Origin of the sequence: Marinobacter sp. (assembly GCF_040904845.1) — a bacterium.
Lineage (GTDB): Bacteria > Pseudomonadota > Gammaproteobacteria > Pseudomonadales > Oleiphilaceae > Marinobacter.
Map to the genome: position 1 here is coordinate 21,283 of NZ_JBBDSR010000098.1, position 14,344 is coordinate 35,626.

The window sequence follows — 14,344 nt, forward strand, 5'->3', positions numbered from 1 at the left end:
GGACAGGAGAACAAGCATGAGTGATTTTATACTGCCCGATATCGGCGAAGGTATCGTGGAATGTGAACTGGTCAAATGGCTGGTCAGCGAAGGCGAAGTGATTGAAGAAGACCAGCCGGTGGCTGAGGTGATGACCGACAAGGCCCTGGTGGAAATTCCGGCCCCGTATAAGGGCCGTGTGACGCGTCTTTATTACAAAGAAGGCGACCTCGCGAAGGTCCATGCCCCGTTGTTTGAGCTGGTCGATGAAAGCGGGGGCAGTGACCAGGAAGATGCACCCAGCGCACCTGAGCCGGCCGCGACAAATCCCGAACCGGCACCCGCTTCAGTGACCTCGCCGGCAACGGCCAGCCCGGTAGCAGCCGCCAGCCGGCACCGCATTCCGGCCAGCCCCGCCGTGCGCCGCCTGGTTCGCGAACACGAACTGAACCTGGGTGACATTGCCGGTTCCGGCAGGGATGGCCGTGTTCTGAAAGCTGACGTACTCGGCCACCTTGACCAGCCCGGCAGGTCTGCACAGGTCCAGGACAGCACTGACGACTCACCAGCCGCAGGCACCCGTGGGCGCAGCAGGCAGCCAGAGCGTGGGCAGGAAGTGCGGGTGGAGCCTATTCGCGGCATGAAAGCAGCGATGGCTCGCAGCATGGTCGCGTCGGCAACCACCATCCCTCACTTCATTTACAGCGAGGACATCGACGTCACCGACCTGCTGAAGCTGCGGGAGCAGCTCAAACCAGAAGCCGAAGCCAGCGGATCTCGCCTGACCCTGATGCCCTTCTTCATGAAATCCATGGCATTGGCCATTCAGGACTTCCCGGTGCTCAACAGCCAGGTCAATGAGGACGTCACGGAGATTCATTACCTGCCCCAGTGCAATATCGGCATGGCCGTGGACGGCAAGGCGGGGCTGATGGTGCCCAACATCAAAGGTGTCGAAAACCTGACGTTGCTGGGCATTGCCGGCGAAGTCGCCCGCCTGACCGAAGCGGCCCGATCTGGCCGTGTCAGCCAGGAAGACCTGAAAGGCGGCACCATCACCATTTCCAACATCGGCGCCCTGGGCGGAACTTACGCTTCGCCCATTATCAACGCGCCGGAAGTGGCCATTGTGGCTCTGGGCCGAACCCAGAAACTGCCGCGATTTGGTGCCAATGGCGAGGTGGTGGAACGAGCTATCATGACCGTGAGCTGGGCCGGCGATCACCGCATCATCGACGGCGGTACCATTGCACGGTTCTGCAATTGCTGGAAAGGTTACCTGGAATCCCCCCAATCCATGCTGTTGCATATGGGCTAACGGGGCGTTATGGCGCAGAAGACTCAACTGCAGCAGTTCTACATACCCGAAGAGCAGTCGATCTATCTGCTCAGCCATGACGATGCCAAGAAACTCAAGGACTGGGTGGCGCTGTGCGCCGCCCAGCTCCGCCAACTGGGTTATCTGGACATTGAGTTGATCGGCAAGGGTGCCTACGGCTTTGTATTCGCTGGCCGCCTGCCGCGCCCGGGCAACACTGGCCCGGATCACGTCTTCAAGTTCACCCGCATTAATCTGCCCCAACATCTGCAGGACCGCCTGGAGGATGAGGCTTACATTCTCGAGCAGGTCCGGCACCCAAGGGTCCCACGGCTGATTTCCTACCAACGGGCCAACAACCAGCCGATCCTGGTGATGGACCGCGCTGCCGGGCTCAACCTGGAGGAAGTGTCCCTGCGTGAGGGCCGCCTGAAACCGCGCGTCATCATGCGAATCGCCGACCAGTTGGCCGACATTCTGCGCAGCCTGCGCCGGGAAAACGGCCCCGCCGGACGCCCTATCGTCCATGGCGACATCAAACCCTCGAACCTGGTGTTTGATGACCGCACCGAAAACATTGCGTTGATTGATTGGGGTTCGTCGGTGTTTGCCCAGCTGGATGCAAACCAGCAATTCATCACCACCAATGTCATGGAGCTGATGTCTGACAATCTTCAGCAAACCAATGCCCGGCTGGGAGACGTGTACTTTATCGGCGAAGAACAGCTCAACGGTGGGCTGTCTTCGCCACGTTTTGATGAACAGGGTGCGGCGGGCACACTCTACGCTCTGGCGTCGGCGCAATCCTGCCGTTTTGGTCACCAGGCTATTACTGCTACAGCACTGGGGCTGCCGATGGAGTTTGCCCGCATGCTGGACGGCATGCTGGCACCGGATCTGGAAACCCGCCGCAAGGCCGGTGATTACTACCTGAAGGAAATGCCGAGACTGGCGCGCACGGTGATGGTGGATCTGCCTGAGCAAGCCGTTCCGGCACAGGTGCCGGTCTGGGTGCGAGCCTCAGACCAGGACATCGACACGGTGGTTTACAGTTCACGCAAATCGTTTCTGCGCGAAGAAGGCGCGCCAGAAACCCTGAACGATGTGAATGACGTGCAACTGGACCGCTACTACAAGAACTTCATGCAGGGCATGGGCGAAACCGAAAAGGCGTTCCTGGCGGCCGTCAGCCGGCTGGGGCGATACCCGGTGGAAGGCGGCCTGGCGGTGCGCTGGGAAACCGACGGCGTTTACATCGATACCTCATTAAATCTGCATAATCCCGAGTTGAAATCCGCCTTCATACAGGCCGTCAACAACATGGTCTATCTGGCCCAGGCGATTTATCGCAAAGGCATTTTCAAAAGCTGCCTGTTCAATGCCCGCAACACCCTGCACATTGACCGCGACGACCCTGATCAGCCTTTTCTCGTGTCGCCCGACATGCGGTTGCATTACGAGGTAAGCGCAGCACCGGAGGTGGAAGACGAGAGCCGCGTGCACTCCTATTTCGAAGACGGCCCCGATCCGGAAGAGTTTCTCGTTCTGCCCAAGACCATCATCCACTCGCTGGAGGCGCTGAACACTATCCACCACACCGGCATGATCATCTTCGAGGCCATGCCCCGCCATCTCAAAATTCACAGCCACTACCGGCTGCTTGATCCGGATCAGGAACATGAATTTAGCCGGCTACTGAACGAGATCCTGTCGGCGGTGGAACAGATCACCGGTCTGGGTGTGTCCGGCTTTATGAAAATGCCCTACAAAGACACGCGGTTTTTCCCGCACATCGAGCGCTTGCCTGAGCGTTATTATCCAAAGAACCCCAAAAACCCCGGAACCGAAGCGGGGCGAGGCCATGCCGGGGTTTACTCAGAAAGGCGTGAATGAGGGTCTCGCCCTCGCCTGACGCGAACAATATCCGCCATGATGGCCAGCGCAATTTCAGCGGGCGTTTTGCTGCCAAGGTCCAGCCCGATGGGCATATGAATCCGTTCAATCTCAGTATCGCTCAACCCACCGGTGCGGCGCAGGCGCTCGGCACGAGCCTGAGAGGTGCGCCTGGACCCCATCACGCCGATGTAGCTGGCCGAGGTTTTTACGGCGACCATCATGGCGAGATCATCAATGCGGGGATCATGGGTGACGGCAACGACGGCCGTGGACGGCGTGCAGGCACCGGGTGACGCAATGTACAACGAAGGCAGCTGCGGGATGAATTCGACCCCCTGCGGCAGGGTTAGGCCCCGCGTGACTTCATCCCTGGGATCACAGAGCACCACCTGGTAGCCAAGGCTGATGGCGAAACTCGCGCAGGCCTCTGCCACCGTTGAATAACCCGCCAGGATCAGTTTCGCCACCGGGCCAATACGAATCCCGACAATTTCTGCGCCCTCCTCCCGAAGCACTTTCGGGCCGGTCGGCTCTGCTGACTCAAGCCAGGCTTGTCCGTCTGTCAGGGCAACCAATCGCAGCAGCTCCCTTTCACCCGACAAGGCACGATGTACCTGTTCCAGGTGGGCTTGATTGCCAGGGTTTGCGGGCAATCGTTCGACCAGAACGTCAAGAACACCGCCACACGGCAAGCGGATACGGGCGTTCTCCATGCCATCCGCTGGCGCACCATAACTCACAATCATGGCGGGCAGTTCGTACCCACCGGCCGCCAGGCGTTCCAGAAAGTCCTCTTCAACACAGCCACCCGAGAGCGAGCCCACGTGGTCTCCATCCGACGTGGCGACCATCAGTGACCCCGGCTCCCTCGGTGACGAGCCGAAAGTAGACAGAACGGTGCAAAGCCAGACCGTTCTGCCGTTGGCAAGCCAGGAGATGGCCTGTTCGATAACCCGGTGATCCAAGCTCTGCATGCGTATCAGCTCCACTGTACTAAGGCGGCACGACCGTCCCATCTTACAATTTTCCGTCGATTATGTCCGAGCTGAGGGCTCTTTGAGGCCCCTTTCCTTTAGCCGCACCTAACAAAATGGTCACGCCCATGAGCAGGATTCATTACCCACAGGACGAAATTCGATCTAAAGTAGACAATCATTGTGACGGGTTAAGGCCGGGCGAATGAGGTTAGCTGAGTTTATCCGCACCCACAGGAACGAAATCCTGCAGATCTGGGAGCAGGACGCCGAAGAGATTATCCCCTATGAGTATCGCCTCACCCGTGTCGAGGTAAGGGATCATGTCGACCAGATTTTGCTGAAAATCGCTGGCGAAGTTGAGAAAAGACAGGCGGATGTTCAGCGGGTTATTCATATTGATGACACCCCCTCCGGTAACGATATCCCTGCCCAGCTGCACGGGGTGGAGCGCCATGATTTGGGGATTGATATTGTCGATGTGGCAACGGAATTCAGTGCCATGCGCACGGCGGTGGTTCAGCTCTGGACCCGGGACAGTGCCCCGACGAACCCCCTTGATCTCAATGATCTTATGCGTTTCCACAAAGAGGTCGATCGGGCGCTGGCAGAGTCGATTGACCAATACGCCCGGCGTAAAGAGCGACAGGGGCGTCTGTTCGAAACCATGCTCTCCTCACTTCCGGACCCCTGTTATATCCTCAGCCTGGAGGGCCGGTTTATCTATGCCAACGATGCGATGGCCAACATGTGTGGCCTGCCCCCCGATGACGTTATCGGCCGTATGTTTTGTGAACTGCCGTTGCCGGCCAATTACAACGGCCGAGAACAACTCTGCGAGGTGATCCATCGTAAGACGCAGCGCGAGGGCGAGGTCGAAATTTCGACTCCGGCGGGCGAAAAACGCTGCTTCGAGTATGTTTATGTGCCCGCGCTGGACGATAACGAGGAAGTCGAGGCGGTGTCCGGGATAGCCCACGATGTGACGTCACGTAAAGCGTCCGAGGCTGAGAGCTGGCAGCACGCCAATTTTGACATTCTTACCAACGTCCCAAACCGTCGTCTGTTTCGAGACCGCCTGGAGCAACACGCCGCCCATTCCTTACGTACCGGGGATCCGTTCGCCCTGCTGTTCATTGATCTGGACCGATTCAAAGAGATCAATGACCGACTCGGGCACGACGCGGGCGATGACCTGCTAAAAGAGGTTGCCACACGTATCAGTGCCTGTGTGAGGCAGTCCGATACCGTGGCCCGAATCGGGGGAGATGAGTTCACCGTTATCCTGTTGGATACCGGCAATATGGACCTCATCGAAAACATCGCTGGCGCGATTCTTGAGGAACTGACAAAACCGTTTCAGCTCGGCGACGAGGAAGTCACTATTTCCGGCAGCATTGGTGTCACGCTGTTTCCGGAAGATGCCACGACCCCCCAGCAGTTACTCAGCAATGCTGATCAAGCCATGTACTATGCCAAATATTCCGGGCGCAATCAGATCTTCCTCTACACCGACGTAGCACAACGTTCCCGAACGGACAGGCAGCTGATGATCAGCGAATTACGGGCCGCCCCTACCAGCGATCAGCTGCGGCTCTACTACCAGCCGATTATTGACCTCACCGATGGTCGGATCGCAAAGGCTGAGGTCCTGCTGCGTTGGCAGCATCCTCGCCGCGGGCTGCTGTTACCCGCGGATTTCCTCGGCCTGGCGGAAGAGACAGGGATCATGTGTTCCCTCGAAAACTGGGTTTTTGCGCAGGCGGCGCTCTCGACTGACCAATGGTCCGCCCTGGCCGGCGACGAAGCCTTCCAGATCACGATCAACACCTCGCCACTGCAGTTCATGCACGGTAACAGCAAACCGTGGGAGCCCCACCTGGAGACCTTTGCAAAGTCGGGAACGGAAATTGCCGTCGAGCTGACAGAAAACGTCTTCCTGCATGATTCAAAAAACCTGTCCTCGCGTTTTGCCGAGCTACAGGATGCGGGGATCCAGCTGGCGCTCGATGATTTTGGTACTGGCTATTCCTCTCTAGCCTACCTGAAGCGCTTTGACGTCAACTACCTGAAAATTGACCAGTCCTTTGTGCGGGGAAGCGGCATTTCCAACTCCAGCGGTCAGACCATTGCCGAAACAATCATTGTGATGGCCCATAAGCTTGGGCTGAAGGTGGTGGCGGAAGGCGTTGAAACCGCTGAGCAACGGGACTGGCTGGTCGCCGCCGGTTGTGACTATGGTCAGGGTTTTTATTTTTCCAAACCCTTGCCTGCTGATGCGTTTAGCCAACTGCTTGGTAATGGCTATGTCACTCACTGAAGACCAATAAATGAGGCACCAGCAGGTGAGGCTGAACAATTGGCTCAGCAGAACACCCAGAACGGCATTTTAAGCCGGGTTTGCGGGGAATTGCTTCTGCTTCTGGGCTACTCAGACCGCTCAGATTGCTGCGCCAACACCTGGTACAGGTCGTCCTTTAACTGCGCCCTTTTCTGTTTCATACGATGCAGTTTGTCATCTCCGATCGGGGAATCCCTGAGCTCCAAACCTTCAATTTCCTGATCCAGGTCCGAATACTGCTGCAACTGCACCTGAAACTTTGTGTCTCTGGCTTTAAGTTCATCGATCAGACCACTGTACTGCGGAAACTCACCGTGAAGTTCGTGTTTGGAAATGCCCATGTGACGCTCTCCTATCTAACAACGTGTTGATCCCCTACTTCTCATCATAGATCAGCATGGGCCACTTCGGGGGTCTTTGACAAATCGCTAATAACGTAGCGCAGTCCATAGGTATAGCATGGTTAAACAATACAACGGTTACACCCTGGGACGCTCACGAATGACCTTTGCACGAATTACCGGCACTGGCTCTTACCTGCCGGACAATGTGGTTACCAACAAAGACCTGGAAAAGATCGTGGATACCTCTGACCAGTGGATTCGTGAACGAAGCGGCATCGAGCAACGCCACATTGCGCTTGATGATCAAACCACTGTGGATCTCGCCGAGCAGGCCAGTCGTCGCGCCATCGAGGCGGCCGGGGTGGATGCGCAGGACATTGACCTCATTATTTTTGCCACTTCCACGCCCGACAAGATCTTTCCGAGTTCCGCCTGCATTCTTCAGGCTCGCCTGGGGATTCGTGGTTGCCCGGCGTTTGATGTGCAAGCGGTGTGTAGCGGGTTTGTCTATGCCCTCTCGGTGGCAGACAAGTTCATCAAAACTGGCAGCAGCAAAAAAGCCCTGGTGGTGGGTGCGGAAATCTTCTCCCGCATCATCAACTGGGAGGACAGGGGAACCTGTGTGTTGTTCGGAGATGGTGCCGGCGCAGTTGTGCTGGAAGCCAATGAAGAAACCGGCATTCTCTCAACCCACATCCACGCTGATGGCCGTTATGAGGAACTGCTTCATGTACCTTGCGGGGTGGGCAGCGATTACGACCGGGTAAAAGCGGGCCTTGGCTTTGTTGAGATGAAGGGCAGCGAAGTGTTCAAGGTTGCCGTCAACACGCTTGGTAAAATTGTGGACGAAACCCTGGCCGCCAACCGGATGAAAAAGTCCGATATCGACTGGCTGGTGCCCCATCAGGCCAATCTGCGAATCATCTCAGCGACGGCAAAGAAGCTGAACATGTCGATGGATCAGGTAGTGATCACCGTCGACAAACACGGCAACACCTCCGCCGCATCAATACCGCTTGCACTGGATGTTGCCGTGCGTGACGGTCGTATCCGCAAGAACGAGGTGGTCCTGCTGGAAGCGTTTGGGGGTGGGTTTACCTGGGGTTCTGCCCTGCTCCGCTATTGATCGTTCTGACTACCCGGGTTGCACACATCAGCCATCCCTGAAGCGCGCTCTGAGCTATATACTCCCTGCATTAGCGATGCAATAACAACAACGGGATTCAGGCGATGACGAAGCGGAAAACCGGGCGAAAACCCTCTGTAATCATTATTGGCACTGGCTTTGGCGGTCTGTGCATGGCCATTCAGCTGAAGCGCGCAGGGTATGAGGATTTCATCCTGCTGGAGAAAGCGCACAAAGTGGGCGGCACATGGAGAGATAACACCTATCCGGGTGCCGCCTGTGACGTTCAGTCCCATTTTTATTCCTACTCTTTCGAACCCAAGCATGATTGGTCCCGAAAGTTCGGGCTTCAGGCGGAAATACTCGGGTACATGGAGCGGTGTGTCGAAAAATACCGCCTCGCCCCCCATATCCGCTTTCGCAACGAAGTCGCCAGCTCGGTGTTTGACCAGGCCGCCAATCAGTGGACGGTCACGACCACCCAGGGAACCTCACTGGTTGCGGATGTCGTGGTGACCGCTACGGGCCAGCTGAACCAGCCCGCCTACCCGGGAATTGACGGCATGGACCGGTTCAAGGGCACCCTGTTCCATTCCGCACGCTGGGATCACAGCTACGACCTGTCTGATAAAACCGTGGCGGTGATTGGCACCGGTGCCAGCGCCATTCAGTTTGTTCCGGAAATCGTCAAACAGGTAAAATCCCTGAGCCTGTTCCAGCGCTCGGCCGCCTGGGTGCTGCCCAAGCCGGACCGCCCGTTCAAACCCTGGGAGCAGGCTCTGTTTAAATCGGTGCCTGCCTGGGACCGTCTCTACCGTTCCATGATTTACTGGAAAAACGAAAGCCGCGCGCTGGCCTTTACCCGCTTCAGCGGTTTGCTGGAGCTGTTTGCCAGGCAGGCGCGCAAGGACGCCCACAAACAGGTGACCGATCCGGAAAAACTCAAACACATCATTCCGGACTACCAGATTGGCTGTAAACGTATCCTCATCTCCAATGACTGGTACCCCGCCATCAACCAGCCGCACGTGGACCTGGTTACCACAACGATTGACCACGTCAACGAAACCGGTGTGGTGACACGGGACGGCAAACACCATGAGGTAGACGCCATTATCCTGGGCACCGGCTTTGCGGCTTCACAGTTTCTGGCACCCATGGAGATAAAAGGTCGCGACGAAGTCACGCTCAACGAAGCCTGGTCGAGTGGCGCGCAGGCCTATAAAGGCATCTCGGTGGCGGCATTTCCCAACCTGTTCATGCTTTATGGCCCCAACACCAACCTTGCTCACAATTCCATCGTGTACATGCTCGAATCACAGGTTCGGTATGTGATGGACTGCCTTCGCACCCTCGAAGCCTACCCCGGATCGGCCATGGATGTGCTGCCCGAACGACAGAGTGAGTTTGCCGAGACGGTGCAGACCGGCCTGGAAGGGAGCGTATGGGCGTCCGGCTGCAGCTCCTGGTATCTCGACAAAGACGGCAGGAACACCATTAACTGGCCGGGCTTTACGTTCAGTTATCGCTTTTCAACCCGTCAAGTTGATACCACCGACTACCAGTTCCTGAACCCCGCTAAAGCCCGTTAGTCAAAGCATCTCATCACCGTAAACTCCCCTCCGTAAGGACGGGAGTTGAACTTTATTCCTATACATAGGATGATTGGGTTATCGTTTCAAAGGATCATAAACATGCCACTGGTACCGATCAAAAAAGGCTCGCTGGTCGAGACCGCCATAGAAAGCCTCCGCCAGGCCATTGAACAAGGGCAATGGCCCATTGGTGCCCGGCTCCCGGTAGAAGCGGAGTTATCCGCTGCGCTTGGGGTCAGCCGCAACACGGTGAGAGAAGCGGTTCGGGTATTGGTCCATGTCGGAATGCTCGAAACCCGGCAGGGAGACGGCACCTACGTTCGCGCGACCCGCGATGCCGGCGAAACGCTGCGTCGAATTGCCCGAGCGCAGTTGGGTGACCAGTTGGAAGTGCGCATCATGTTGGAAACGGAAGCCTCCCGGTTGGCCGCACGCCGCCGTACAGAGTCGGATCTCCAGGCGATGACTCACGCGCTGGATGCCAGAGCCCGGGCCGGCCAGGATGTCGCGACCCGAATTCAACATGACCGATCCTTCCACCGCGCCCTTGTTGCGGCCTCCCACAACCCTGCCCTCGCCGAGCTCTACGACTATTTCGCTCAGGGGGTATCGCATACCATCGAAAGCACGGAAACCGATCCGGATCTGCCTGAACCTTCCCAGGAAGATCATGAATTGCTGCTCGCAGCCATCCGGCGGCAGGATGAAGACAAAGCGGAAACCCTGGCAAAAGCGTTGCTCAAGCCCAGCCTCGACACCGTAAAAGGTGGCCGTGTATGAAGTTTCGGATCGACGCTTTCACGTTGATGCTGCTCGGTGCCATCGTTCTGGCGTCGTTCCTCCCGGTGCGTGGCGATGCGGCCGACGTATTGACGACCGTGGGTACGGTGGCCGTCGCCCTACTCTTCTTTTTACACGGTGCCGCGCTCTCTCGTGAACAGATCGTCGCCGGGGCAACCCACTGGCGACTGCACATTCTGATCACATCGCTGACGTTTGTGTTCTTCCCGCTGGCCGTCCTTCCCATCAACGAAATCAGCGAATTTGCACCGAACTGGATGCCGGAAGATCTGGGGCTCGGATTTCTCTACCTGGGGGTTCTGCCTTCTGCGGTGTCATCATCGATTGCCTACACGGCCATGGCCAGGGGCAATGTGCCGGCAGCGATCTGCAGCGCGGCGGCCTCCAACGTATTTGGCATGATGCTGACACCGTTTCTGCTGTTGCTGCTCGTCAGCACCTCCGGCAGCGGCGACTTCTCCATAGCAGAAGCGCTGAAGGACATTGTTTTGCAGCTGTTATTACCCTTCGCTGTGGGCCACGCGCTGCGGCCCCTGCTGGGCAGCTTTCTGGCGAGGAACGAGGGATTGATGTCGCGTTATGACCAGTGTGTGATCTGGATCATCGTCTATTCCGCTTTCTCACACTCGGTTGAAAGCGGTCTGTGGCAGAACCTTCCGGTTACCGCCATCGTGCTGACGATTGTATTGTGCGTCCTGCTGCTTGGCCTGTTCATGCTGATGGCACGCGTTCTTGTCAGGCGGTTCGGATTCAGTCTGGAGGACGAAGCCGCAGTGGTGTTCTGCGGCTCAAAGAAGAGCCTGGCGTCTGGGCTGCCCATGGCCAAAGTGCTGTTTTCCGGGCACCCGGGCTTCGGCATGATTGTGCTGCCGATTATGTGCTACAACCAGATTCAGGTGATCGTCGGGGCCATCCTGGCCCAGAAATACAAGGAGAAGATCGAGGCAGCCTCAGCCGCCGCCCATGCCACCGAACAGCATGGCCAGAATAGCTAGGCCGACGACCCACCCAATCACAGCAGGCCAGAAGTTCACCAATTGGGGGGCCTGCTCTTCTTCGGTTTCCTGTGACTGGTCACGCTGCGCCGCCACTTCTGCCCGGGATGCTTCGCTCGCAACCTCTGTCAGGCTGTGCCACTCAAACCATCCACCCAAAAACTGCGCCACCGGAGGCGGAAAGCTGCCATTTTCGGCCATTGGCCGCAGCTGTGGCTCCAGGCTCCGCCCGATTTCCCGCCTCAGTCTGAGCTGGTCAGCCGGTGGTTCACCCAGAATGGCCTTCCAGATCTGCGGGTCCTTGCTGCGGCCGCTGTCATTCAATAACGCGTTAACCTGAATAACCACTTCCCGAGCGATTTGCCGTTCGGACGCGTTCAGTTCCGTGTCGTCCGCGGGCTGCGCCACGTCATCGCCAAGCGCTTCCCGGTACGCTCGCTCCAGGCTTTGCGCTTCGTCACCGCTGGCAAACTTGCTTTGCCGCTCGTAGGCGGCCTCAATCTGCCGGGCGTCTCGGGTGGGCTCAATGCCTAATATTTCCCAACAAGTCATGTATTGGTAACTCTTGTAGTGGAGATTCATTACAAGTTTGAGAGACAAACAAGGTTTCGTCACCTAGGATACAGATATGTAGCCCCTGAATGACAAAAACCACCTCCCAACTCGGTCTATTATAAAACGACACCCATGCCCGTTACGAACCGTCTTGCAAAAACGTCATCTGTAAACCTCATCCGCCACAATCTGTGCCCCCTTAATGCTCTGATTCTGGCGTCTGCATGGCTGTTCTTGTCACCGGCTATCGCGGATGACAGTGAGCCATCATCGCAGTTGTCAGAGCCGGAACTGCTGGAACCGCCGTTGCCGGAAGTGTTGACAACCACCCGACTGCGCCAACCGAAATCCAAGGTGCCCGGCACAACCACCATTATAGAGGGCGATCTGATTCGGGATCTGGGGGTTATGAACCTCGTTGAGGTGTTCCGCCTGGTACCGGGCATGACCGTGACCGAGGTGGGCAGCAACAACCCTGTCACCAGTTACCACGGCACGGTTCACTACGAACAGCGCCGCCTCCAGATTCAGGTGGACGGCCGCACATCCTACCGCGCCAGCCTGTCGGACACAGACTGGCACACCATGCCGGTACCGCTGGAGCTGATAGAAAGAATCGAGGTCAGCCGCGGGCCCAATTCTGCGGCCCACGGGATCAACGCCTTCCTGGGCACCGTCAACATCATTACCCGTTCACCGGACGATACCGCCGGCGTTCAGCTCGGCGCAGCATCAGGCTCCCGGGGCTACCTGCGCACCTTCGGCTCGGTGGGTAGCGCCAGCGAGCCATACAGCTGGCGCCTGGCCTATGAAAAGCGCAGATCCGACGGCTTTGACAGGCAAGTAGACGGCGGCCAGCTTTATCCGTTCAATGACGGCTACAACATGAATACCTTCAGCTATGACGGCATTGCCCGGTTAACCGACCAGCTTAACCTGGAGCTTCGGGGCGGCGTCGTCGATGGCATCAACGAGGAAGATCTGCGCAAAAACGGAAAATTTGGCGCAACCGACGACCCCAATATTATCGTGGACGACTATTACCTCCAGACCCGATTGAACGTCACAACGTCCAACACGCATTTCTATCATCTACAGGTCAGCTACCAGAACTATCAACGCCGCCAACGCTGGCCCATCTGTATCCCCGCCCCGGTCCTTGATAATATGATTGCAGGGAACCCGCCAGACAGCGATTTTGACCCCGGCGACTGTTCCCCCGGGGACACACCCGCGCCCCTGGTCGCAAACCTGAACGAAGACATCGAAGAATCGCGCCTGGAATTTGAACTGCAGGACACCCTGTATTTCCGCCCGGACCTCAAACTGGTGTCTGGGCTGGGTTACCGAAGGGATACCTTCCGCTCGGAAACCTTTTTCAACGGGCGAGGCAACAATTACCAGTCTCGGGCGTTCGTCAACGCCGAGTATTCCCCCTTTGAGTGGGTAACGCTGAATGCCGGTGGCAACTGGGAAACGACCACCACGACGGATGAGGGCTATTTTTCACCTCGGGTGGCGACCAACTTTATTATTTCCGAGAATCAGGCCATTCGGTTTGTGTATTCCGAAGCCGTCAGGACGCCTGACGCGTTCGAGCAGACACCGGACTGGTCATACCGTCCCAGCAATGTTCGCGCACCCTATACGGCGCTAGAAGGTCGACGTTTTCGAGTGGAAGACCTGGTTGATCCGACCACCTCTACCTTCGGCCAGGAACTGGAAGAAGAGCGCATCGTGTCTCGCGAGGTCAGCTACTTTGGTCAGTTCTATATGAGCCATGCATTGATGTCGCTGGAGCTCAGATATTTCAATGATGAGCTCAGAGACATGATCAGCGGCGTCATCAACGAGGAGGACTGGTTCATTGCCAACAACGTGGCGCTGGACCAGGAAGGCTTTGAAGTGGAAGGCTCGCTGGATTACGCCCACACCAAATTGCGGGCGACCTACGCCTATCTGGATCAGGATGGGTGGTATACCGGCCAACCCGACGCCCTGAATGCAGATGATCAGGACTATGTGGTCGAATTGCTGGGGCGTTTGTCCGTACGACATTCCGGGAGTTTCTCCTGGATTCAGAAGCTGCCGTTCAACCTTACGTCGGCGGCAACCTTCTACTGGGCGGACGAATTCAGGCGCTCACAGTTCGAACGGGCAGATTTCCGAATCGCACGGCGAATTGACGCGTCAAGGTATAGTTACGAACTGGCCCTGACCATGCAACACTACCTGAACAGGGATCCTGAACTTAGTCCGGATAATCTGATCAGTGATCACAACCAGTTTTTTGTGGAAGCAGGTGTCCGCTTCTGAACCAGTCTATGGATTGTTTGGACCCCGGGACGGTATGAAACCAGACAAACACACAAAACAGGACTTCCCGAGCGCTCTGTCATATACAGGGGTTTGGCTTGTCG

At 57.1% G+C, this 14,344-nt stretch carries 11 protein-coding genes; 8 read left to right on the plus strand and 3 right to left on the minus strand.

Annotated features, from left to right (window positions below; genetic code table 11):
• The first annotated feature begins 16 nt into the window (after nt 1-16).
• On the plus strand, nt 17-1,297 hold the full coding sequence (locus tag WD429_RS12385) for a 2-oxo acid dehydrogenase subunit E2 (protein ID WP_368422489.1): 1,281 nt from the start codon (nt 17-19) through the stop codon (nt 1,295-1,297).
• Between the two features lie 9 nt (nt 1,298-1,306).
• Nucleotides 1,307-3,190, plus strand: coding sequence for a protein kinase (locus WD429_RS12390; protein WP_368422490.1), 1,884 nt, complete (start codon nt 1,307-1,309; stop codon nt 3,188-3,190).
• Here the strand turns inward: WD429_RS12390 and WD429_RS12395 are convergent.
• A complete protein-coding gene (locus WD429_RS12395; RefSeq protein ID WP_368422491.1) occupies nt 3,169-4,167 on the minus strand; it encodes an XdhC family protein in 999 nt (332 codons plus the stop codon). The genes WD429_RS12390 and WD429_RS12395 overlap by 22 nt on opposite strands.
• A 205-nt stretch (nt 4,168-4,372) precedes the next feature.
• On the opposite strand from WD429_RS12395, the gene WD429_RS12400 reads away from it, so the two are divergent.
• Nucleotides 4,373-6,487, plus strand: coding sequence for a putative bifunctional diguanylate cyclase/phosphodiesterase (locus WD429_RS12400; protein ID WP_368422492.1), 2,115 nt, complete (start codon nt 4,373-4,375; stop codon nt 6,485-6,487).
• Nucleotides 6,488-6,594: 107 nt separating this feature from the next.
• On the opposite strand, the gene WD429_RS12405 is transcribed toward WD429_RS12400, so the two are convergent.
• Nucleotides 6,595-6,849, minus strand: a complete 255-nt coding sequence (locus WD429_RS12405; RefSeq protein ID WP_368422493.1) for a YdcH family protein — start codon at nt 6,847-6,849, stop codon at nt 6,595-6,597.
• A 160-nt stretch (nt 6,850-7,009) separates the two neighbouring features.
• On the opposite strand from WD429_RS12405, the gene WD429_RS12410 reads away from it, so the two are divergent.
• The 4 genes from WD429_RS12410 (at nt 7,010) to WD429_RS12425 (ending at nt 11,369) form a co-directional block, all read left to right on the plus strand.
• Nucleotides 7,010-7,978, plus strand: a complete 969-nt coding sequence (locus WD429_RS12410; protein ID WP_368422494.1) for a beta-ketoacyl-ACP synthase III — start codon at nt 7,010-7,012, stop codon at nt 7,976-7,978.
• 104 nt (nt 7,979-8,082) lie between these two features.
• Nucleotides 8,083-9,570, plus strand: a complete 1,488-nt coding sequence (locus tag WD429_RS12415) for a flavin-containing monooxygenase (protein ID WP_368422495.1) — start codon at nt 8,083-8,085, stop codon at nt 9,568-9,570.
• 102 nt (nt 9,571-9,672) lie between these two features.
• Entirely contained in the window at nt 9,673-10,353 is a 681-nt protein-coding gene (locus WD429_RS12420) for a FadR/GntR family transcriptional regulator (RefSeq protein WP_368422496.1), read from the plus strand.
• The gene (locus WD429_RS12425) at nt 10,350-11,369 is read left to right on the plus strand and encodes a bile acid:sodium symporter family protein (protein WP_368422497.1); all 1,020 of its coding nucleotides are present in this window, start codon (nt 10,350-10,352) and stop codon (nt 11,367-11,369) included. Before WD429_RS12420 ends, WD429_RS12425 begins: the two co-directional genes overlap by 4 nt.
• Here the strand turns inward: WD429_RS12425 and WD429_RS12430 are convergent.
• Nucleotides 11,325-11,921: a J domain-containing protein gene (locus tag WD429_RS12430; RefSeq protein WP_368422498.1), complete on the minus strand. Its 597-nt coding sequence runs from the start codon at nt 11,919-11,921 to the stop codon at nt 11,325-11,327. The two genes, WD429_RS12425 and WD429_RS12430, sit on opposite strands and share 45 nt — an antisense overlap.
• Before the next feature lie 135 nt (nt 11,922-12,056).
• Here WD429_RS12430 and WD429_RS12435 point away from each other — a divergent pair, with 135 nt between their 5' ends.
• The gene (locus WD429_RS12435) at nt 12,057-14,240 is read left to right on the plus strand and encodes a TonB-dependent receptor plug domain-containing protein (RefSeq protein WP_368422499.1); all 2,184 of its coding nucleotides are present in this window, start codon (nt 12,057-12,059) and stop codon (nt 14,238-14,240) included.
• Nucleotides 14,241-14,344 lie beyond the last annotated feature (104 nt).